This is a genomic window from Burkholderia sp. AU27893 (assembly GCF_002223205.1).
In the GTDB taxonomy this organism is placed as follows: domain Bacteria; phylum Pseudomonadota; class Gammaproteobacteria; order Burkholderiales; family Burkholderiaceae; genus Burkholderia.
This window is the reverse complement of record NZ_NKFD01000002.1, coordinates 668,959-689,914: the sequence shown is the minus strand read 5'-3', so window position 1 is coordinate 689,914 and position 20,956 is coordinate 668,959. Positions and strand designations below refer to the sequence as shown.

General features: G+C 67.2%; 23 protein-coding genes. 20 read left to right on the top strand and 3 right to left on the bottom strand.

The window, feature by feature from the left end; translation table 11 throughout:
- Window positions 1-26: 26 nt before the first annotated feature.
- The 8 genes from CFB47_RS16350 (at window position 27) to CFB47_RS16315 (ending at window position 7,090) form a co-directional block, all read left to right on the top strand.
- Window positions 27-992 (top strand): methyltransferase domain-containing protein, encoded by a 966-nt coding sequence (locus tag CFB47_RS16350; RefSeq protein WP_089461676.1) that lies wholly within the window; start codon window positions 27-29, stop codon window positions 990-992.
- A 195-nt stretch (window positions 993-1,187) separates the two neighbouring features.
- Window positions 1,188-1,712, top strand: a complete 525-nt coding sequence (locus tag CFB47_RS16345; RefSeq protein WP_089441077.1) for a DUF2244 domain-containing protein — start codon at window positions 1,188-1,190, stop codon at window positions 1,710-1,712.
- 55 nt (window positions 1,713-1,767) lie between these two features.
- On the top strand, window positions 1,768-3,369 hold the full coding sequence (gene coxB / locus CFB47_RS16340; protein WP_089461675.1) for a cytochrome c oxidase subunit II: 1,602 nt from the start codon (window positions 1,768-1,770) through the stop codon (window positions 3,367-3,369).
- Window positions 3,370-3,412: 43 nt separating this feature from the next.
- A complete protein-coding gene (ctaD, locus tag CFB47_RS16335) occupies window positions 3,413-5,020 on the top strand; it encodes a cytochrome c oxidase subunit I (protein ID WP_069248929.1) in 1,608 nt (535 codons plus the stop codon).
- Between the two features lie 69 nt (window positions 5,021-5,089).
- Window positions 5,090-5,230 carry a cytochrome oxidase small assembly protein gene (locus tag CFB47_RS41205; protein WP_006760728.1) on the top strand — a complete coding sequence of 47 codons (141 nt, stop codon included), beginning with the start codon at window positions 5,090-5,092 and terminating at the stop codon, window positions 5,228-5,230.
- A gap of 35 nt (window positions 5,231-5,265) precedes the next feature.
- Window positions 5,266-5,874 carry a cytochrome c oxidase assembly protein gene (locus tag CFB47_RS16325; protein WP_089456974.1) on the top strand — a complete coding sequence of 203 codons (609 nt, stop codon included), beginning with the start codon at window positions 5,266-5,268 and terminating at the stop codon, window positions 5,872-5,874.
- Between the two features lie 16 nt (window positions 5,875-5,890).
- A complete protein-coding gene (locus tag CFB47_RS16320) occupies window positions 5,891-6,091 on the top strand; it encodes a DUF2970 domain-containing protein (protein ID WP_089441075.1) in 201 nt (66 codons plus the stop codon).
- A gap of 141 nt (window positions 6,092-6,232) precedes the next feature.
- Window positions 6,233-7,090: a cytochrome c oxidase subunit 3 gene (locus CFB47_RS16315; RefSeq protein ID WP_039346195.1), complete on the top strand. Its 858-nt coding sequence runs from the start codon at window positions 6,233-6,235 to the stop codon at window positions 7,088-7,090.
- A 171-nt stretch (window positions 7,091-7,261) separates the two neighbouring features.
- On the opposite strand, the gene CFB47_RS16310 is transcribed toward CFB47_RS16315, so the two are convergent.
- Entirely contained in the window at window positions 7,262-7,471 is a 210-nt protein-coding gene (locus CFB47_RS16310) for a twin transmembrane helix small protein (RefSeq protein ID WP_043187227.1), read from the bottom strand.
- 84 nt (window positions 7,472-7,555) lie between these two features.
- Here CFB47_RS16310 and CFB47_RS16305 point away from each other — a divergent pair, with 84 nt between their 5' ends.
- The 5 genes from CFB47_RS16305 to CFB47_RS16285 are packed head-to-tail and all read left to right on the top strand — an operon-like array spanning window position 7,556 to window position 11,637.
- Window positions 7,556-8,266: an SURF1 family protein gene (locus tag CFB47_RS16305; RefSeq protein ID WP_256946703.1), complete on the top strand. Its 711-nt coding sequence runs from the start codon at window positions 7,556-7,558 to the stop codon at window positions 8,264-8,266.
- A 60-nt stretch (window positions 8,267-8,326) separates the two neighbouring features.
- Window positions 8,327-8,953 (top strand): cytochrome C oxidase subunit I, encoded by a 627-nt coding sequence (locus CFB47_RS16300; protein ID WP_089441072.1) that lies wholly within the window; start codon window positions 8,327-8,329, stop codon window positions 8,951-8,953.
- Window positions 8,954-8,977: 24 nt separating this feature from the next.
- The gene (locus CFB47_RS16295; RefSeq protein WP_039346192.1) at window positions 8,978-10,090 is read left to right on the top strand and encodes a heme A synthase; all 1,113 of its coding nucleotides are present in this window, start codon (window positions 8,978-8,980) and stop codon (window positions 10,088-10,090) included.
- Window positions 10,091-10,098: 8 nt separating this feature from the next.
- Window positions 10,099-11,001: a heme o synthase gene (gene cyoE, locus CFB47_RS16290; protein WP_006477738.1), complete on the top strand. Its 903-nt coding sequence runs from the start codon at window positions 10,099-10,101 to the stop codon at window positions 10,999-11,001.
- A gap of 18 nt (window positions 11,002-11,019) precedes the next feature.
- Window positions 11,020-11,637, top strand: coding sequence for an SCO family protein (locus tag CFB47_RS16285; protein WP_089461673.1), 618 nt, complete (start codon window positions 11,020-11,022; stop codon window positions 11,635-11,637).
- 152 nt (window positions 11,638-11,789) lie between these two features.
- Here CFB47_RS16285 and CFB47_RS16280 read toward each other — a convergent pair whose 3' ends face one another.
- Window positions 11,790-12,080 (bottom strand): YciI family protein, encoded by a 291-nt coding sequence (locus CFB47_RS16280; protein WP_089441070.1) that lies wholly within the window; start codon window positions 12,078-12,080, stop codon window positions 11,790-11,792.
- 247 nt (window positions 12,081-12,327) lie between these two features.
- On the opposite strand from CFB47_RS16280, the gene CFB47_RS16275 reads away from it, so the two are divergent.
- Both CFB47_RS16275 and CFB47_RS16270 read left to right on the top strand, forming a co-directional pair.
- Entirely contained in the window at window positions 12,328-13,932 is a 1,605-nt protein-coding gene (locus CFB47_RS16275) for a methyl-accepting chemotaxis protein (protein ID WP_089457209.1), read from the top strand.
- Between the two features lie 212 nt (window positions 13,933-14,144).
- Window positions 14,145-14,960 (top strand): MetQ/NlpA family ABC transporter substrate-binding protein, encoded by an 816-nt coding sequence (locus CFB47_RS16270; protein ID WP_089456971.1) that lies wholly within the window; start codon window positions 14,145-14,147, stop codon window positions 14,958-14,960.
- 111 nt (window positions 14,961-15,071) lie between these two features.
- Here CFB47_RS16270 and CFB47_RS16265 read toward each other — a convergent pair whose 3' ends face one another.
- On the bottom strand, window positions 15,072-15,380 hold the full coding sequence (locus tag CFB47_RS16265; protein WP_089441068.1) for a VF_A0006 family four-cysteine protein: 309 nt from the start codon (window positions 15,378-15,380) through the stop codon (window positions 15,072-15,074).
- A gap of 335 nt (window positions 15,381-15,715) precedes the next feature.
- Between CFB47_RS16265 and CFB47_RS16260 the strand changes: the two genes are divergently transcribed.
- The 5 genes from CFB47_RS16260 (at window position 15,716) to CFB47_RS16240 (ending at window position 20,956) form a co-directional block, all read left to right on the top strand.
- The gene (locus CFB47_RS16260; RefSeq protein ID WP_011353263.1) at window positions 15,716-16,681 is read left to right on the top strand and encodes an ABC transporter substrate-binding protein; all 966 of its coding nucleotides are present in this window, start codon (window positions 15,716-15,718) and stop codon (window positions 16,679-16,681) included.
- Between the two features lie 139 nt (window positions 16,682-16,820).
- Window positions 16,821-17,717 (top strand): ABC transporter permease, encoded by an 897-nt coding sequence (locus tag CFB47_RS16255; RefSeq protein ID WP_089461672.1) that lies wholly within the window; start codon window positions 16,821-16,823, stop codon window positions 17,715-17,717.
- A 1-nt stretch (window position 17,718) separates the two neighbouring features.
- Complete coding sequence (locus tag CFB47_RS16250) at window positions 17,719-18,513, top strand: ABC transporter ATP-binding protein (RefSeq protein ID WP_089461671.1); 795 nt, start codon at window positions 17,719-17,721, stop codon at window positions 18,511-18,513.
- Between the two features lie 306 nt (window positions 18,514-18,819).
- Entirely contained in the window at window positions 18,820-19,527 is a 708-nt protein-coding gene (gene imuA, locus CFB47_RS16245; RefSeq protein ID WP_089461670.1) for a translesion DNA synthesis-associated protein ImuA, read from the top strand.
- Window positions 19,460-20,956, top strand: coding sequence for a DNA polymerase Y family protein (locus CFB47_RS16240; protein WP_089456970.1), 1,497 nt, complete (start codon window positions 19,460-19,462; stop codon window positions 20,954-20,956). Before imuA ends, CFB47_RS16240 begins: the two co-directional genes overlap by 68 nt.

Sequence of the window (20,956 nt, the reverse complement as noted above, 5' to 3'; positions counted from 1 at the left end):
TCGGGCTCTTCGCCAGTGTGCCCGACATGTCCCCAGCTTCGACTTCAACCGGCCGTCCGGCCAATGACGCAAGGCGCCTGCGGCGGATCTTCGACCGCCGTGCCGCCACGTTCGATGCGGTCGCGTTCCTGCCGCGCGAGATCGCGCAGCGCATGAACGAGCGCCTCGAATACATCAAGGTGAGCCCCACAGCCGTGCTGGACGCGGGCTGCGGCCCGGGCGACGACCTGCCGGCGCTGCGCGCGCGCTTTCCCGAGGCGCCCGTCTTCGGCGTCGACCTGTCCGGCGCGATGCTCGCGCGAGCAGGGCAGCGCGAGGTCGAGCAGACGAGTTGGCGCCGCTGGCTGCCGGCCTCGCTCGGCCGCGCACTGGGCCCGCGCGGCCCGCGCGTCGCGCAGGCCGATTTCGCCGCGCTGCCGTTCCCCGGCGGCGCGTTCGACCTGATCTGGTCGAATCTCGCCCTCCACTGGCATTCGCGCCCGGACGCGGTGCTGCCCGAGTGGCAGCGCGTGCTGCGCGTGAACGGGCTGCTGATGTTCAGCACGCTCGGCCCCGATACGCTGCTCGAACTGCGCGCGGCCTGCGCGGACGCCGAAGCGGCGCTCGGCATGGCGCCGCCCGCCGCGCGCGTGATCGACTTCGTCGACATGCACGACCTCGGCGACATGCTCGTCGAGAGCGGCTTCGAGATTCCCGTGATGGATCAGGAAGTGCTGACCGTCACCTACAAATCCCCCGATTCGCTGCTGGCCGACGTGCGCCGCTGGGGCGCCTATCCGTTCGATCGCGAGGCGCCGCAGCGCGCGACGCGGCGCTTTCGCGCGGCGCTCGGCGACGCGCTGGAGGCCCGCCGGCGCGAGGACGGCACGATTCCACTGACGTTCGAAGTGATCTACGGCCACGCGTGGAAGGCCGTGCCGCGCACGACCGCCGAAGGGCACGGGATCGTGCGCATCGAGGACATCGGAAAGGGGCGTCCGAAGAATCGGTAAAGCGGTAAAGAGGGGTTTTGTTATGTCTGAAATTAGCGGCGCAAAGCGGGGTCGAATTGGCGCCTAAAATGGCCGGAAAGCTTGTCGCGCTTGGCTCGCGGGCCGATAGTCGCTTGCTTGTGGATGCCATTGAACCCGCCTATAATGCGTCAGCTTGTCGTCCCGGGGTCCCCGCAATACGGGCCGACGAGTCCGATGCAGGCATGCATCGCATGCCATTCGCGTGAGGCGGCGATGGAAGCAGCGAGGGTGTTGGCGGAGACGACGAACGGCGAGCCGGTCCTCGAAGACTGGCTGATGAAACGCAACTGTTCGGCGTCGCCGCGCCAGTTCGTGCTGTTTTATGCGTCGCTCGCGAGCTTCTCGCTGGTGATCGCGACATTGCTGATGTGGCGGGGGGCTTGGCTCGTCATGCCCTTCACCGGAATCGAGTTGCTGGCGGTGGGTGTCGCATTTGCGATCTATGCTCGCCATGCGGTCGATTACGAACGCATCAGGCTGTATCCGCACCGGCTCGTGATCGAGCGGATGGATGCGGAGCGGCTCACGCAGATCGAATTCAACCCGCGCTGGGTGCGGGTCGAGCCGGGTGCGACGCCACGCGATCCGATTCGGCTGGTATCGCGCGGGCAGACCGTCGTAATCGGGCAGCATCTCGCGCAGTACAAGCGTGCGCAGTTCGCCGACGAACTGCGTATATCGCTCAGGCGCTGCGGCTGACGAGGCGCGGGCACCGGCGGATAGGGCCGGTCGCTTGCGACGGGGGAGGGTTTGAATGGAAATTTTGGGTAAGGATGCTATGAAAACAATCAAGCGAGCCCTCGCGGGCGTGCTGGCATGCAGCGGTTTGCTCTTTGCCGGTGCCGCCCTGGCGGTCGGTGATAGCCCGGGCGGCCCCCGTGTCAACGAGATCAACTTTCAGCCGCCTGTCACGAAGATCGCCGAGGAGCTCTACGATCTCCACACGATGATGCTCATCCTGTGTACGGTGATCTTCGTCGGCGTGTTCGGCGTGATGTTCTATTCGATCTTCGCGCACCGCAAATCCAAGGGCCACAAGGCCGCCAATTTCCATGAAAGCACGACCGTCGAGATCATCTGGACGATCGTGCCGTTCGTCATCGTCGTGCTGATGGCGCTGCCGGCGACGAAGGCCGTCGTCGCGATGAAAGACACGACCAACGCCGATCTCACGATCAAGGTCACCGGCTACCAGTGGAAGTGGGGCTACGACTACGTGAAGGGCCCGGGCGAGGGCATCGGCTTCCTGTCGACGCTCAGCACCCCGCGTGACGAAGTGATGGGCAAGAAGCCGATCACCGACACCTATCTGCAGGAAGTCGACAACCCGCTCGTCGTGCCGGTCAACAAGAAGATCCGCATCATCACCACCGCGAACGACGTCGTCCACTCGTGGTACGTGCCCGCGTTCGGCGTGAAGCAGGATGCGATCCCCGGCTTCGTGCGCGACACGTGGTTCAAGGCCGACAAGGTCGGTACGTTCCGCGGTTTCTGTACCGAGCTGTGCGGCAAGGAACACGCGTACATGCCGGTCGTCGTCGAAGTCCTGTCGGAAGACGACTACGCGAAGTGGGTCACCGCGCAGAAGGCCAAGCTGGCCAGCGCCGCAGTCGATCCGAACAAGGTCTACACGATGGCTGAACTCGTCGCGCACGGCGAGGAAGTCTACAAGGCGAACTGCGCGGCCTGCCACCAGGTGAACGGCAAGGGCCTCGGCGCCTTCCCGGCCATGGACGGCAGCCCGATCGTGAACGGCCCGATCGCCGGCCACGTCGAGCGCGTGCTGCACGGCAAGGGCGCGATGCCGTCGTGGGCGTCGCTGTCGGATCTCGACATCGCGTCGGTCATCACGTACGAACGCAATTCGTGGGGTAACCACAAGAACGACCTGCTGCAGCCGAAGCAAGTGGCCGACGCGCGTAACGGCAAGATGCCGGAAGACGCGGCGGGCGCAGCGGCAGCGGCACCGGCGGAAGCCGCTTCGGCACCGGCGCAGGCTGCGTCGGGCGCAGCCGAGCAGCCGGCGGCAGCGTCGGCATCGGCCGCACTGTCGACGATCTACTTCGAGACGGGCAAGAGCGTGCTGCCGGCCGACGCGAAGGCGGCGATCGCCGCCGCGGCCGACTATGCGAAGGCACATCCGGACGCGAAGCTCGCGCTGTCGGGCTTTACCGACAAGACGGGCTCGGCCGACGCGAACGCCGAACTGGCGAAGCATCGTGCACAAGCCGTGCGCGACGCGCTGAAGGCAGCAGGCGTGGCGGAAGACCACATTATTCTCAAAAAGCCGGAAACGATCACGGGCGGGGCTGACGCGAAGGAAGCCCGGCGTGTCGAGATCGGCCCGGCGGCTTGACGTGTCGCTGAGTTAGTCGACGTATTCGCATTAGGAGATTCTCATGTCTAGCATCGGGCACGACGTAGCCGCGGACCACGCGCACGACGACCACGCGCACGAAATGCCGCACGGCTGGCGCCGCTGGCTGTTCGCCACCAACCACAAGGACATCGGTACGCTGTACCTGTTGTTCTCGTTCATCATGTTCCTGTCGGGCGGCGTGATGGCGCTCGCCATCCGGGCCGAGCTGTTCGAACCGGGCCTGCAGATCATGCGTCCGGAGTTCTTCAACGAACTCACGACGATGCACGGCCTGATCATGGTGTTCGGCGCGATCATGCCGGCGTTCGTCGGCTTCGCGAACTGGATGATTCCGCTGCAGATCGGCGCGTCCGACATGGCGTTCGCGCGGATGAACAACTTCAGCTTCTGGCTGCTGCCGGTCGCGGCCGTGCTGCTGGTCGGGTCGTTCTTCGCGCCGGGCGGCGCGACGGCCGCCGGCTGGACGCTGTACGCCCCGCTGTCGACGCAGATGGGCCCGGGCATGGACTTCGCGATCTTCGCGGTCCACATCATGGGTGCATCGTCGATCATGGGCGGGATCAACATCGTCGTGACGATCCTGAACATGCGCGCACCGGGCATGACGCTGATGAAGATGCCGATGTTCGCGTGGACGTGGCTGATCACGGCTTACCTGCTGATCGCCGTGATGCCGGTTCTGGCAGGCGCGATCACGATGGTGCTGTTCGACCGCCACTTCGGCACGTCGTTCTTCAACGCGGCAGGCGGCGGCGACCCGGTGATGTACCAGCACATCTTCTGGTTCTTCGGCCACCCCGAGGTGTACATCATGATTCTGCCGGCGTTCGGGATCGTGTCGCAGGTGATCCCGGCGTTCGCACGCAAGACGCTGTTCGGCTATAGCTCGATGGTGTACGCGACGGCTTCGATCGCGATCCTGTCGTTCATGGTCTGGGCGCACCACATGTTCGCCACGGGCATGCCGGTCACCGGCCAGCTGTTCTTCATGTACGCGACGATGCTGATCGCGGTGCCGACGGGCGTGAAGGTGTTCAACTGGCTCGCGACGATGTGGCGCGGCTCGATGACGTTCGAAACCCCGATGCTGTTCGCGATCGGCTTCCTGTTCGTGTTCACGTTCGGCGGTCTCACGGGCCTGATGCTCGCGATGGCGCCGCTCGACATCCAGTATCACGGGACCTACTTCGTGGTGGCGCACTTCCACTACGTGCTGGTGGCCGGCTCGCTGTTCGCGCTGTTCTCGGGCTGGTACTACTGGGCGCCGAAGTGGACGGGCTGGATGTACAACGAGACGCGCGGCAAGATCCACTTCTGGGCGTCGATGATCTTCTTCAACCTGACGTTCTTCCCGATGCACTTCGTCGGTCTCGCAGGCATGCCGCGTCGCTACGCGGACTACCCGGCGCAGTTCACGGACTTCAACCAGGTCGCGACGATCGGCGCATTCGGCTTCGGCCTCGCGCAGGTGTACTTCCTGTTCGCCGTCGCGCTGCCGGCCTACCGTGGCGGCGGCGAGCTGGAAAAGGCGTCGGACAAGCCGTGGGATGGCGCGGAAGGCCTCGAGTGGACGGTGCCGAGCCCGGCTCCCTTCCATACGTTCGAGCAACCGCCGCACGTCGAGTAAGTGTCACAGTGCGCCCCGCCGCTGCCTGCCGCGCAGGCCGGCGCGGCGGGCGCCGAACCGAAGTGTCAGATGAACCGGAATCCACAAGAAAGACGAACGCCCGAGCAGATCCGCGCGGGCAACAAGCGGCTCGGCCTCATCCTGCTCGTCATCGCCGCCGTTTTTTTTGTGGGTGTCGTGATCAAGCAGTGGTGGCTGTCCACTCACTGATGCAGCAACAGACGCAGTAGCGAGGAAGTTGTCGTATGTCGAAGCCGGAAGAGGGCGCCGTCGATCGCGCGTTCAATCGTTCGATGCTGGTGAAGCTCTTCGTCGTGGCCGGGCTGATGTTCGGTTTCGGCTTCGCGCTGATCCCGATGTATCGGGCGATCTGCCAGATCACCGGCATCAACAACCTGGTGCAGCGCGATGTCAGCGAGCGCGAGGTGAAGAACTCGCAGGTCGACTTCAGCCGCACGGTGTCGGTCGAGTTCGATGCGAACGCGCGCGGCCCGCTCGGTTTCAAGCCGGAGCACAACAGCCTCGACGTGCATCCGGGCGAGCTGACGACGATCGTGTACGACGTGACGAACGGGCAGGGCCGGCCGGTCGTTGCCCAGGCGATTCCGAGCTACGCGCCGAAGCAGGCGACGGAGTTCTTCAAGAAGATCGAGTGCTTTTGCTTTACGCAGCAGACACTGGCCGCTAACGAGTCGCGCAAGATGCCGGTGGTGTTCGTGATCGATCCGAAACTGCCGAAGGACGTGAAGACGATCACGCTGTCGTACACGTTCTTCGAGCTGAATACGCCGGCCACGCCGGCGCCGGCGCCGGGCAAGACCGCGGCGCAGGGCGCGGCGAAGCCGGACGCGTGACGACGGAGGCGGGGCGATGACGGAGAGCAAGCGGGGCGGGTCGTTCGGCCAGGCGCTGAAAGCGGTGCTGTGGTCGTTCTTCGGGGTGCGCAAGCGGCGCGACCTGGAGGCCGACGCGACGCAGCTGAATCCGCTGCACGTGCTGATCGTCGCGCTGCTGGCAGCCGCTGTGTTCATCGGCGTGCTGATCCTGGTCGTGCGTGCCGTCGTGGGCTGAGGCCCGCGGCCACGAAAGAAGGATGCGGTGCGCGGCGCCACGGCGTCGCGTGCAGGAAGGAGCGGTGGTGGTCACGCCGCGCAAGAAATAAAGCCGGAGCGGTTTCCGGTACACAAATTGGACTGAAGTGGAGAATCAAGCATGAGCGGTCAAAACCAGACCCCGTACTATTTCGTGCCGCATCCGTCGCAGCATCCGATCAGCGCGGCCATCGGCCTGCTGGTCATGCTCGGATCGACAGCGCTGTGGATCAACGGTCACGACTGGGCGCCGTTTACGGCGCTGCTCGGCCTGCTTTGGTTGCTCTTCACGCTGTATCACTGGTTCGGTGACGCGATCGCCGAATCGGAAGGCGGTCACTACGGCAAGAACGTCGACAAGTCGTACCGCTGGAGCATGAGCTGGTTCATCTTCTCGGAGGTCATGTTCTTCGGCGCGTTCTTCGGTGCGCTGTTCTATGCACGTGAAATCGCGCTGCACCAGCTCGGCAGCCTCGACTACAAGCTGATCTGGCCGGATTTCTCCGCCGTGTGGCCGAACGAAGGCCCCGCCGCGCTCGCCGGTCACTTCAAGACGATGGGCCCGTGGCCGATCCCGACGCTGAACACCGCGTTCCTGCTGTCGTCGGGCGTGACGCTGACGATCTCGCACCACGCGCTGCGCGACGATCATCGCAAGAAGGCGATCGCCTGGCTGGCCGCGACGCTCGTGTTCGGTATCTGCTTCCTGTTCCTGCAGGGCTTCGAGTACTACCACGCGTACAACGAACTGAACCTGACGCTGAACTCGGGCGTGTACGGTTCGACGTTCTTCCTGCTGACCGGCTTCCACGGCTTCCACGTGTTCCTCGGCGGCACGATGCTCGCGGTGGTGCTGGTGCGGATGATCCGCGGCCACTTCAAGCCCGATCACCACTTCGCATTCGAAGGCGCCGCGTGGTACTGGCACTTCGTCGACGTCGTCTGGCTCGGCCTGTACGTCGTCGTCTACTGGCTGTAAATGGAACAACGGCCCGCGCAGCAATGCGCGGGCCGTTTTCATTGGGTCGGCCGGGCAGCATGACTGCCGGCCTTCACCACCCGGGCGCCGCCGCGACTCAGTCAGGCGGCGCTTTTGCTTGGTGCCGTGGCCGTGCGGCGAAATGCCACAGCGGCCGCGGCGGCGAATCGATCAACGCCCGATCGGCAGGCCGGTCGAATGGATCCAGCCCATCCCGTTCGCGATCAGGATGAGCAGGAACAGCGACACCGACAGCCCGACGCGGGTGGCGAGCGACCAGACCATGCGTTTCGTGTGGCCGCGGTCGTGCATCATGAAGTAGAGCGCCGAGCCCATGCTGGCAATGATGAGGACGAAGGCGATGGGAACGAGTATGTGCATGACACGAACCGGACGACGGCAATTCGAAAGGAAGAGGATAATTATCGCACTTCGCTTGTCGGCAGGTGCCGGGCGGGCCGCATGATGAAGATTCGCTGGCTGCCCGCGTTGCTGATCCTCGTCGTCGTCGCGGTCACGATCCGTCTCGGTTTCTGGCAGCGCGACCGCGCGCACCAGAAGGAAGCGCTGCAGGCGAGCATCGCGCGCTACGAGCAGGCGGCGCCCGTCGACGTCGGCGCGCAGCCGATGCCGCTCGCGTCGATCGAGTTTCATCGCGTGCGCGCAAAGGGCCGTTTCCTGCCCGAGCAGGCCGTGTTTCTCGACAATCGGCCGTATAACGACCAGCCGGGTTTTTACGTCGTGATGCCGTTTAAACTCACGGGCGGCGGCGTCGTGCTCGTGAACCGCGGCTGGCTGCCGCGCAATATTTCCGATCGCACGGCGATCGAGCCGTTCGCGACGCCCGCGGGCGACGTCGAGATCGTGGGCATCGCGCGCGCCGACGCGTCGCGCGCGTTCGAGCTCGGCGAAGGCGGGTCGGCCGCGCACCAGAAGATCCGGCAGAACCTGGACGTCGCCGCGTATGCGAAGGAAACGGGGCTGCCGCTGCAGCCGTTCGTGATCCAGCAGACGAGCGACGACGGCGACAAGCTCGTGCGCGACTGGCCGGCGGCGACGACCGGCGTCGAGCGCAATTACGGTTACATGTTTCAGTGGTGGGCGATGGCGGCGGCCGCGCTCGGCTTCGGTCTGTACGCCGCGCGGCGTGCGGCGAAGAAGTCGGCCGGCGCGTGAGCGCCATGCCAGGACGCGGCGCTCGCGCCGCGGGTTCGTTTCGAGAGGTCTGATTTGTCCATGCAATCTCCCCGTCAGGGTTCGGCCGCTGCGCCGATGTCGCCGGCGGCCCGCAAGCGCGGCCGCTGGATGCTCGTGCTGCTGGGTCTCGTGTGCGCCGCGCCGATGATCGCGTCGTATTTCACCTATTACGTGATCAAGCCGAAGGGCGGCTCGACCAACTACGGCACGCTGATCGAACCGCAGCGCCCGATCCCCGCGGATCTGCAGGTGACCGACGAAACCGGCAAGACCGTGCCGCTGTCGTCGCTGCGCGGCGTGTGGCTGTTCGTGATGACCGACAGCAGCGCGTGCGACGAGGCCTGCGCGAAAAAGCTCTATTTCATGCGCCAGATCCGCGTCACGCAGGCGGGCGAGCGGCACCGGCTCACGATGGTGTGGCTGCGCAGCGATGCGGGCGCGATGCCGCAGAAGGTGCTGGACGCGTACCCCGACACGCGCCGGCTCGTCGCCGATCCGGCCGCGGTGGCCGCGTGGCTGCCGGCCGACGCCGGCACGAAGGACAGCGACCACATCTACATGGTCGACCCGAACGGCAACCTGATGATGCGTTTCCCGAAGGATCCGAACCCCGGCAAGATCAAGTCGGACGTGACGAAGCTGCTGAAGTGGTCGAGCATCGGCTAAGGCAACACGAGAGGCATTGAACCGATGGCGTATCTACTGCAACTCGGCCTGATCGGCTTCTGCATCGCGCTGCTGCCGCTGTCGTACGTGTGGGTGAAGGCCGACGACAACAAGTTTCGCAAGCTGGTGTGGATCACCACCTTCCTGACGCTCGACCTGGTGATGTTCGGCGGCTTCACGCGGCTGACCGATTCGGGGCTCGGCTGCCCGGACTGGCCCGGCTGCTACGGCACGTCGTCGCCGTTCATCGCGCACGCCGCGATCACGGCCGCGCACCAGGCGATGCCGACGGGCCCCGTCAGCATGTCGAAGGCGTGGATCGAGATGATCCACCGCTATTTCGCGATGGCGATCGGCGTGCTGATCATCGCGCAGGTCGTGATCGCGTGGTCCGCGCGGCTGCGCCGCCGCCCGCTGCACGTGTCGCCGTGGTGGCCGACGAGCCTGCTGCTGCTGATCCTCGTGCAGGGCGCGTTCGGCGCGTGGACGGTCACGATGAAGCTGCAGCCGGTGATCGTCACGATCCACCTGCTGCTCGGCCTCACGCTGCTCGGCACGCTCGGCTGGCTCGCGGCGCGGCAGACGCCGCTGCCGTCGCATGACCCCGAAGCCGGCCGCTATCGCGCGGCCGCGCTCGCGGCGCTCGTGCTGCTGGTCGTGCAGATCGCGCTCGGCGGCTGGGTGAGCACCAACTACGCGGTGCTCGCATGCACCGACTTCCCGACCTGCAACGGCCAGTGGATCCCGCCGATGGACTTCCAGCACGGCTTCCACCTGTGGCGCGCGCTCGGGATGACGAAGGACGGCGAGGCGATCACGCAGGACGCGCTGGTCGCGATCCACTGGACGCACCGCACGTTCGCGTTCGTGGTGGTCGCCTACCTGGTCGCGTTCGCGCTCAAGATGCGCCGCTTCGAATCGCTGCGGCGGCCCGCGAACGGCGTGCTGCTGGTCGTCCTGCTGCAGTTCGTGACGGGCCTGACCAACATCGTGCTGCAGTGGCCGCTGCCGGTCGCCGTCGCGCACAACGGCGGGGCCGCGATCCTGCTGCTGCTCGTCGTCATGTTAAACTTTCGCATCCTTTCAAGCCGCCCCGGCCGTGTCGCGCAGCCTGCGCGCGACGCCGCCCCGGCGTGACCGCCCCCATGCAAAGCACCCTCTCCCAATCGCCCGGTAGCCGGTTTTCGCAGTACATGGCATTGACGAAGCCGCGTGTCACGCAGCTCGCGGTGTTCTGCGCGGTGATCGGCATGTTCCTCGCGACGCCGGGCATGGTGCCGTGGCACGTGCTGATCGGCGGTACGGTCGGCATCTGGCTGCTGGCCGGCGCCGCGTTCGCGATCAACTGCCTCGTCGAACAGAAGATCGACGCGATGATGCGCCGCACCGCGTGGCGCCCGTCCGCGCGCGGCGAGATCACGACCCCGCAGATCCTGCTCTTTTCGGCCGTGCTCGGCAGTGTCGGCGCATGGACGCTCTATACGTTCACGAACCCGCTGACGATGTGGCTGACGATCGCCACCTTCGTCGGCTACGCGGTGATCTACACGCTGCTGCTCAAGCCGATGACGCCGCAGAACATCGTGATCGGCGGCGCATCGGGCGCGATGCCGCCGGCGCTCGGCTGGGCCGCGGTCACCGGCGCGGTGCCGGGCGACGCGTGGATCCTCGTGCTGATCATCTTCGTGTGGACGCCGCCGCATTTCTGGGTGCTCGCGCTCTATCGCCGCAAGGATTACGAGAACGCGGGGCTGCCGATGCTGCCCGTCACGCATGGCGAGAAGTTCACGCGGTTGCACATCCTGCTGTACACGGTGATCCTGTTCGCGGTCACGCTGATGCCGTTCATCTCCGGGATGAGCGGGGCCGTGTACCTGACGAGCGCGGTGCTGCTCGGCGCGGTGTTCCTCGCGTATGCGTGGAAGATTCATCGCGACTACTCGGACGAACTCGCCCGCAAGGCCTTCCGCTACTCGATCGTCTACCTGTCGCTGCTGTTCGCCGCGCTGCTCGTCGATCACTATGCACGCCCGCTGCTCGGCGTGTAACCGCACGGTTTGAACGCAATGCTCCAATCACGGTTCGGGCGCCGCGCGCGCCAAGGCTGGATGCTCGCGTGCGCATTCACGGCAGCGCTGCTGCTCGCCGGATGCGACAACGCGCCGAAATTCCAGAATCTCGACATCACCGGCAACACGCAGTTCGGCAGCGACTTCTTGCTGCCCGATACGGCCGGCAAGGTACGCACGCTCGCCGATTTCAAGGGTAAGGCCGTCGTGATGTTCTTCGGCTATACGCACTGCCCGGACGTGTGCCCGACGACGATGGCCGAGCTGTCCGAAGCGCTGAAGCAGCTCGGGCCCGATGCCGCGAAGCGCGTGCAGGTGCTGTTCGTCACCGTCGATCCGGAGCGCGACACGCCGGCGCTGCTCGGCCAGTACGTGCCCGCGTTCGATCCGTCGTTCATCGGCCTGCGGCCCGCCGACGAAGCGGCACTGAAGAAGGTCACGAAGGATTTCCGCGTGTACTACGCGAAGGTGCCCGGCAAGACGCCCGGCAGCTACACGATGGATCACACGGCCGCGAGCTACGTGTTCGACCGCGACGGCAAGCTGCGCCTGTTCGTGCGCGACGGCCAGGGCCCGGGCCCGTGGGTCCACGACCTGAAGCTGCTGGTCGACTGACCGGCAGCCGCCGGGCGCCCGGCCCGGCGATCACGTGACGGCCGCCTCGCGCCGTCACGTTTTCCCCTCTCTCTTCGTTATTTGCATGCGCCGCCCGGCGGGCGGCGTATCGGCCTGTGCGCGTATCGTGCAGAGGTCGTGCAGGCGTCGCGTTACGGCAGCGCGGGCACGTTGAAGCCGGTTGCGGCACGCGTGATCCGGAATTCCGTCACGCGATACGTGGCGAGCCCCTCGATGACGAACGGATCGGTATTCAGGATCGCGTCCAGTTCGTCGCGATCGATGCGGGCCGCGAGGATCACGCCGCCTTCGCGCGGCACCTTCGGCCCCGCTGCGATGAAGATGCCCTTGTCGAACTGCGGCTGAAGGAACGCGCGATGGCGTTCGAGTGCGTCGTCGATGCGCTCGAGCGATGCGGTGTAGTGAATGTCGATGACGTACATGGGTGGCCCTCGGAATGGCGCCGGCTCTTCGTGTGCCGGCTGGCCGGTCTTTTTAGCACAGCGGATGCGGACTGTCGCGCTGGCGGCCGCGGTGCGGCGCGGGCACGGGCGGCCTGTCGATCGCCGGTTCGCGGCGCCGGCCGTATTCAAGTTGTAAGCCTCGGTGCCGTAAATGAATGGGCAAGCGTTTGCGCGCGGCAGGCCGTTCGCGCGCAGCGTGCGCATCGACATCGACAAAGGCACGCAGATGAGCAGAATGAGTTTGAACCGCAAGCTGTGGCTCGCGCTTGCGCTGGTATGGATCGGTCTCCTGGGCGTCGGCGCATGGAGCGCGTACGAGACGCGCGCGACGATGCTCGCCGAACGCAAGGCAGGCATCGCGAATCTCGTCGATTCGGCGGCCGGTATCGTGAAGGCCTATCACGCACTCGCGCAGAGCGGCACGCTGCCGGAGGCCGATGCGAAGCGCGACGCGCTCGCGAGCCTCGCCGCGATGCGTTACGGCGATTCGGGCTACGTGTTCGTGATGGACTCGAAGCCGGTCGTGCTGATGCATCCGACGCTGCCGAAGCTCGTCAACACGCAAGTCGGCGACTATCTCGACCCGGACGGCAAGCCGCTGTTCGTCACGATCCTGAACGCCGCGAAGGAAACCGGCAGCGGCTTCGCCGAGTATCGCGGGCGGCTGCCGCACAGCGAGACCGCCGTGCCGAAGATCAGCTACGTCACGCGCTTCGCGCCGTGGGACTGGAACATCTCGAGCGGCGTGTTCCTGAAGGACATCGACACCGTCTATTACCGGACGCTGCTCGGCCACCTCGCGGTCGTGTTCGTGATCGGCTTCGTGATCAGCGCGGCGATGCTCGTGATCATCCGCAACGTGCGCAGCAGCCTCGGCGGCGAACCCGACGAAGCGGCCGCGCTCGCGACGCGTATCGCGCAGGGCGACCTGACGCAGCCGGTGCCGGTTCGCGCGGGCGACCGCACGAGCATGATGGCCGCGATGCACGACATGCAGGCACGGCTGCAGGCGACGATCGGCGGGATTCGCCAGTCGGCCGGCTCGATCGCGTCGGCGAGCCGCCAGATCTCGGCCGGCAACGACGACCTGTCGCAGCGCACCGAGGAGCAGGCCGCCTCGCTGGAAGAAACCGCCGCGAGCATGGAGCAGCTGACTGCAACGGTGAAGCAGAACGCCGACAACGCGCGGCAGGCAAGCGGGCTCGCGAACAGCGCATCGGAAATCGCGCGCACCGGGAGCGACGTCGTGAACCGCGTGATCGGCACGATGGGCCAGATCGACGACAGCTCGCGCAAGATCGCCGACATCATCGGTGTGATCGAGGGCATCGCATTCCAGACCAACATCCTCGCGCTGAACGCGGCGGTCGAAGCCGCGCGCGCCGGCGAGCAGGGCCGCGGCTTCGCGGTGGTCGCGGGCGAAGTGCGTTCGCTCGCGCAGCGCAGCGCGACGGCGTCGAAGGAGATCCGCGAGCTGATCGTCGATTCGGTCGAGCGTGTGCGCAACGGATCGACGCTGGTCGGCCAGGCCGGCACGACGATGGGCGAGATCCTGCAGGCCGTCGCACGCGTGACCGACATCATGGGCGAGATCGCGGCGGCGTCCGAGGAGCAGGCGAGCGGCATCACGCAGGTCGGGCGCGCGGTCACGCAGATGGACCAGGTGACGCAGCAGAACGCGGCGCTCGTCGAGGAGGCCGCCGCGGCCGCCGCGTCGCTGCAGGAACAGGCCGCGCGACTGCGCGATACGGTCGGCGCGTTCCGGGTCGGCGGGCAGATGGGCGAGCCGGCATTCGAGACGAAGTCGGCCGACTGGGCCGCGGTGGCGTAACGCGCTCGGGCCGATGCGCGACGCGCATAAACGCAACTAACGGCCGAGTCGTGCCACCTCCGCCAGCACCGCAGCGGTGCATACCCATATGAGCGGGATGTATTTCACTTCCCGCGGATCCTGTGACACCATTTGCCCCTTCGTGCGAGTCGGGGCATACCCGCATCGCGCCCCATTTTTAGTCATCCCGTAAGCAAGAAAGCGAGAAACAGATGAAGCGTCGCAGTCTCCTGAAGGTATTTTCCGTGCTGGCCACCGGTGCAGCACTGACGCTGTCGGCAGGCGCGCACGCCGAAGACAAGGTGATCAAGGTCGGCACGGTCGCCGGCCCGGATTCGGAAGTGTGGCAGCTCGTGCAGAAGGTCGCGAAGGAGAAGGAAGGCCTGAACGTGAAGGTCATCGAGTTCAACGACTACGTGCAGCCGAACGCGGCGCTCGACTCGGGCGACCTCGACGCCAACAGCTTCCAGCACCAGCCCTACCTCGACAGCCAGGTGAAGCAGCGCGGCTACAAGATCGTCAGCGCGGGCCTGACCTACATCTCGCCGATGGGCGTGTACTCGAAGAAGTTCAAGGCGCTGAAGGATCTGCCGCAAGGCGCGAAGGTCGCGGTGCCGAACGATCCGTCGAACGAGAACCGCGCGCTGCTGCTGCTGCAGACGCAAGGCGTGATCAAGCTGAAGGCGGGCGCCGGCACGGGCGGCAACAACGCGACGGTGCTCGACATCGCCGAGAATCCGAAGAAGCTGAAGATCTCCGAACTCGACGCCGCGCAACTGCCGCGCGTGCTGTCGGACGTCGACGCGGCCGTGATCAACACGAACTACGCGCTCGCCGCGAACCTGCAGCCGACCAAGGACGCGATCGCGCTCGAATCGCTGACGAGCCCGTATGCGAACCTGATCGCCGTGCGCGCGAAGGACAAGGACCAGCCGTGGGTGAAGAAGCTGGTCAAGGCATACCAGTCGCCGGAAGTGCGGGAATTCATCAAGAAGCAGTTCAAGGGCTCGATGGTCGCGTCGTTCTGAACGCCGCCCCCCCGCCTCACCGCTGAACGAAAAGGCCTGCATCGCGCAGGCCTTTTTCATTGGCGCGGCCGCTCGACGACGGCCGCGCGGTGTGGCGCGTGCAACGCCGGTTCACATCTCGCCGCGCCGCGAGCAGATCGACATGATCTGCTGGATCGCATAGTTGTCGCGCACGCCCGGCAGCGACTGCACGACGCACTCGTGAAAACGCCGCTCGCGCGGCAGCAGCATCGCGTTGTTGCGATACAGCGCGTCGCACGAGCGCTGGATCAGTTGCGCCGCCGCGCCGTTGCGGCTTTCGCGCAGCGCATTGAGCATGCAGTCGTCGTATTGCGCACTGCCGTCGGTCAGTGCGAATGCCGCACCCGGCAGCGCCAGCGCGACGGCCGCGCATGCGATGACTCGGCTCCCCCGTTTCATGTGCCCTCCGATGGCGTGGACTGGGTCGGCCGACAGCATAACGTAAAGCCGCGCGCGCGGCTGACGCGTTGTGCCGGGGCCAGCCGGAACCCCTGCCGGACGGGCTTCACGCGCGCTCGCGCACGGTCGGCGCGCGCTGCAATCCGGGGGGGCGATGCGAAAGCCTGGAGTCAGGCGGTGGTCTGCGGAAATGGTATCCTCGTGCGTTCGCCGCCGCACGCTTTCCCGGAGCGTGCGCGGGCCGCTCGCCAGCGCGTCGTACGCATGGCGGCGCCCGCCTGACGGCGGCGGGAATCCATCATCCAGAACCGACACAATACGGGGGAGACACACCCATGAAGCGTTTCAAGACTTTCGCGATCCGTTCGATCACGGCCGGCGTGGCCGCGCTCGCGCTGGCCGGTGCCGCGCACGCCCAGACCGTCAAGGTGCTGTCGATCGTCGACCACCCGGCGCTCGACGCGATCCGCGACGGCGTGCGCGCCGAGCTGAAGGCGGAAGGTTACGGCGACGACAAGCTCAAGTGGGAATACCAGAGCGCGCAGGGCAATACGGGTACGGCCGCGCAGATCGCGCGCAAGTTCGTCGGCGACCAGCCCGACGTGATCGTCGCGATCGCGACGCCGGCCGCGCAGGCGGTGGTCGCCTCGACGAAGAGCGTGCCGGTCGTCTATTCGGGCGTGACCGATCCGGTCGCCGCGCAGCTCGTGAAGGGCTGGGGCCCGTCGGGCACCAACGTGACGGGCGTATCCGACAAGCTGCCGCTCGATCGCCAGGTCGCGCTGATCAAGCGCGTCGTGCCGAATGCGAAGACGGTCGGCATGGTCTACAACCCGGGCGAGGCGAACTCGGTCGTCGTCGTGAAGGAACTCAAGGAGATCCTCGCGAAGCAGGGGATGACGCTGAAGGAAGCGGCCGCGCCGCGTACCGTCGACATCGGCCCGGCCGCGAAGAGCCTGATCGGCAAGGTCGACGTGATCTACACGAATACCGACAACAACGTCGTGTCCGCGTACGAAGCGCTCGTGAAGGTCGCGAACGAGGCGAAGATCCCGCTCGTCGCCGGCGACACCGACAGCGTGAAGCGCGGCGGCATCGCGGCGCTCGGCATCAACTACGGCGACCTCGGCCGCCAGACGGGCAAGGTCGTCGCGCGCATCCTGAAGGGCGAGAAGCCGGGCGCGATCGCGTCGGAAACGAGCAGCAACCTCGAGTTGTTCGCGAACACGGGCGCGGCCGCGAAGCAGGGTGTGACGCTGTCGCCGGATCTGCTCAAGGACGCGAAGACGGTCATCAAGTAAGCCGCGGTTCGACCGCCGCGCTTGCGGGCCCGATCCGGGCCTGAACGACACCGCCGGACGGGCGGCTCCCACCCGGGGCCGCCCGTTCGCTTCGCCCGGCCGTACACGTCCGCCCGGGAAGCAACAGGATTTCCCCATCATGTCTCTGTTCTCGTTTCTGGGCGCGCTGGAGATCGGCCTGATCTTCAGCCTCGTCGCCCTCGGGGTGCTGATCTCGTTTCGCATCCTCAACTTCCCCGACCTCACCGTCGACGGCAGTTTTCCGCTCGGCGGCGCCGTTGCCGCGACGCTGATCTCGGCCGGCTACGACCCGTTCAGCGCGACCTGCATCGCGATCGTCGCGGGCGCGGTGGCCGGCTTCATCACCGGCTGGCTCAACGTGCGCCTGAAGATCATGGACCTGCTCGCCAGTATCCTGATGATGATCGCGCTCTATTCGGTGAACCTGCGGATCATGGGCCGGCCGAACGTGCCGCTCATCACCGAGCCGACCATTTTCACCGTGCTGCAGCCGGACTGGATGCCCGACTACGTGCTGCGCCCGGCGCTGCTCGCGATCGTCGTCGTGGTCGCGAAGCTCGGCCTCGACTGGTTCTTCTCGTCGCAGCTCGGCCTCGCGATGCGCGCGACCGGCGCGAACCCGCGGATGGCGCGTGCGCAAGGCATCGCGACCGGCCGTGCGACGCTCGCCGGGATGGCGCTGTCGAACGCGCTCGTCGCGCTCGCAGGCGCGCTGTTCGCGCAGACGCAGGGCGGTGCGGATATCTCGATGGGGATCGGCACGATCGTGATCGGGCTGGCCGCCGTGATCATCGGCGAGACGCTGCTGCCGGCACGCCGGCTCGTGCTGGCGACGCTCGCCGTCGTGCTCGGCGCGATCGTCTATCGCTTCTTCATCGCACTTGCGCTCAACAGCGAATTCATCGGGCTGAAGGCGCAGGATCTGAACCTCGTGACGGCCGCGCTCGTCACGATCGCGCTGGTGCTGCCGGCGACGCGCAAGAAGCTGTTCGCGCGCAAGAACGGAGGCGCCTGACATGCTGTCCGCACAAGACCTGAAACTCACGTTCAATCCCGGCACGCCGATCGAGACGCGCGCGCTGCGCGGGTTGTCGCTCGAGATTCCCGACGGCCAGTTCGTCGCGGTGATCGGCTCGAACGGCGCCGGCAAGTCGACCTTCCTCAATGCGGTCAGCGGCGACCAGGCCGTCGATGCGGGACGCATCTCGATCGACGGCACCGATGTGACGCGCAAGGCCGCGTGGGATCGTGCGCACCTCGTCGCGCGCGTGTTCCAGGATCCGATGGCCGGTACCTGCGAGGCGCTGACGATCGAGGAGAACATGGCGCTCGCGATGGCGCGCGGTGCGCGGCGCGGCTTCCGGGCCGCGCTCGACCGGCCGTCGCGCGAGCTGTTCCGCGACAAGCTGCGGCTGCTGAACCTGGGCCTCGAGAACCGGCTGACCGACCGGATCGGGCTGCTGTCGGGCGGCCAGCGGCAGGCGGTGAGCCTGTTGATGGCGTCGCTGCGGCCGTCGCGGATCCTGCTGCTCGACGAGCACACGGCCGCGCTCGACCCGAAGACGGCCGCGTTCGTGCTGGAGCTGACCTCGCGCATCGTCGCCGAGAGCAAGCTGACGACGATGATGGTCACGCACAGCATGCGGCAGGCGCTCGACTACGGCGACCGCACGGTGATGCTGCACCAGGGGCAGGTCGTGCTCGACGTGTCGGGCGACGCGCGCAAGGGGCTCGACGTGCCGGACCTGCTGCAGATGTTCGAGAAGGTGCGGCACGAGCAGCTCGACGACGACGCGTTGCTGCTCGGCTGACGGGCGGCTGATGGACCGGCGCGGTGTGCGGGGTGTGCATCGTGCCGGTTGGTCGGCCGGGCCGGGCTCTGCTCGGTTCGGCCCTGCTGCGCGATTCGGTTCGCATGCGCCGCATCGGCGCCCGAGGGGTGTGGCGGGCGTCCGGGCGGTGCGAGCCGGTGATGCCGGGGGTGACCCGTCGTCATAGCGTGGGCCTGCCGGCTTTTCACCCGTCTTTCATCTGACGAAATACCGGTTTCGTACCAGTACTGTGCGGCGTGGACGCATTGCCATATACTGTATATCCATACAGTTGTGGGTGGCATCATGCTCGCATCCTCCATTTCTCCCGAATCCCTTCATCCATCGCTGTGGCGCGGCTCGCAGCTCGCGCGCGGCGGCCCGCGCACGATCGAGACCGGCTTCGCGCCGCTGTCGGCCGAATTGCCGGGCGGTGGCTGGCCGGTCGGCGGGCTCGTCGAACTGCTGGCCGCGCAGCCGGGCTGCGGCGAGATGCGGCTGCTCGCGCCTGCGCTCGCGCACACCGTCAGCGCCCGGCGCCCGCTCGCGCTCGTCGCGCCGCCGCAGTCGCCGCATGCGACTGCGCTCGCCAGTCTCGGCGTGCCGGCCGACGCGCTGCTGTGGCTGCGCGCCGGCAGCCGCACGGATGCGTTGTGGGCCGCCGAGCAGGCACTCAAGACCGGTTGTTGCGGCGCGCTGCTGCTGTGGCAGGACGCGCGGCCCGATGCGCTGCGGCGCCTGCATCTCGCGGCCGCGCGCACGGGCGACACGCTGTTCGTGATGCTGCGTCCGCTGTCGGCCGAGCGGCAACCGTCGCCGGCCGTGCTGCGCGTCGCGCTGTATCCGGTGCCGGGCGGCGTGTCGCTCGACATCGTCAAGCGGCGCGGCCCCGCCCGCAGCGAGCCGCTCGTGCTCGACCTGCCGTCGCCCATCGTGGAGAGCCGCTATGCGCGTCTTGCTCGGCATCCATCTGCCGCGCCTGCCGCTCGACGTGTGCGTCGCGCTTCCGTCTGACGGCGAGGCGGGCGAGGCCGGCGGTGCAGGCTGTGCGGTGCTCGAGCAGGGTGTCGTGCTGATCGCCGACGCTGCCGCGCGCCGGCAGGGCGTGCGCGCGGGCATGAAGCGCGGCGGCGTGCTCACGCTCGCGCCGCACACGCAGCTCGTCGAACGCGATCCCGCGCGCGAGGCCGATGCGCTGCGCGCGGTCGCGCTCGCGTTGCTGCGCTTCTCGCCGTGCGTCGCGCTCGGCGACGAAGCCACGCTGCTCGTCGACGTCGGCCCGAGCCTGCGCCTGTTCGGCGGGCTGCCGTCGCTGTGCCGCCAGGTGCGCGCGACGCTCGCGGCGCTCGGCTATGCGGCGCGCCTGTCCGCCGCGCCGACCGGGGGCGGCGCGTGGCTGCTCGCGCGTGTGTCGGCCCGTGCACGCATCCGGCGCCGCGTCGCGAGCCCGGCCTCGCTTGTCCGTGTGCTCGACCGGCTGCCCTGTGTGCTATTGCCCGATGCGCGTCCGTATGCAGGCTGGTTCGACGGCCTCGGTTGCCGCACGCTCGCCGATCTGCGCGGCCTGCCGCGCGCGGGGCTGCAGCGCCGTTGCGGTCCCGCGTTGCTGGCCGCGCTCGATCGTGCGTATGGCGACGCGGTCGAGCCGCTTGCGTGGATGGCGGTGCCGCCCGTGTTCGATGTGCGGCTCGAATTGCAGGAGCGGGTCGAATACGCGGAAGCCGTGTTGTTCGTGGCGCGGCGGCTCGTCGTGCAGCTGTGCGGCTGGCTGGCCGCGCGGCACCTGTCGCTGGCCGCGATGACGTTCGATCTCGAGCACGAGCGCGGCCGCCAGGCCGTGCCGCCGACGCCGCTCGAACTCGCATTCGCGTCGCCCGTGCGCGACGAGGCGCATTTCATGCGGCTACTTGGCGAACGGCTCGCGCGCGTCGAGTTGCCGGCAGCGGTGATTGCGGTGCGTCTGAAGGCCACGCGCGTCGAATCGGTCGCGCCGCCGGCCGACGATCTTTTCCCCGAGCCGGGCGGCACGCGCGAGACGCGTGCGCGGCTGTTCGAGCTGCTGGTCGCGCGGCTCGGCGCGGACAACGTGCTGCGCGCAGCGCCCGTCGCCGATCATCGGCCCGAGGCCGCGAACCGCTGGCTGCCGCTCGATGCGCAGGCCGGCAAGCCGGCTCCCGGGCCGCCCGCCGTGCCGCCGAGGCCTGCGTGGTTGCTGGCGGAGCCGCTGCCGCTGTTGATGCGCGGGGAGCGGCCGGTATTTCATACGCCGCTGAGGATGATGTCGTCGGTGGAGCGGATCGAGGCCGGGTGGTTCGACGGTCAGCTCGCTGCGCGCGATTACTGCGTCGCGCAGGACGAGGCCGGTGCGTGCTACTGGGTGTTCAAGGAGCGGGCGGGGAGCGAGGCCGAGCCGCGCTGGTTCCTGCACGGCCTGTTCGGGTGA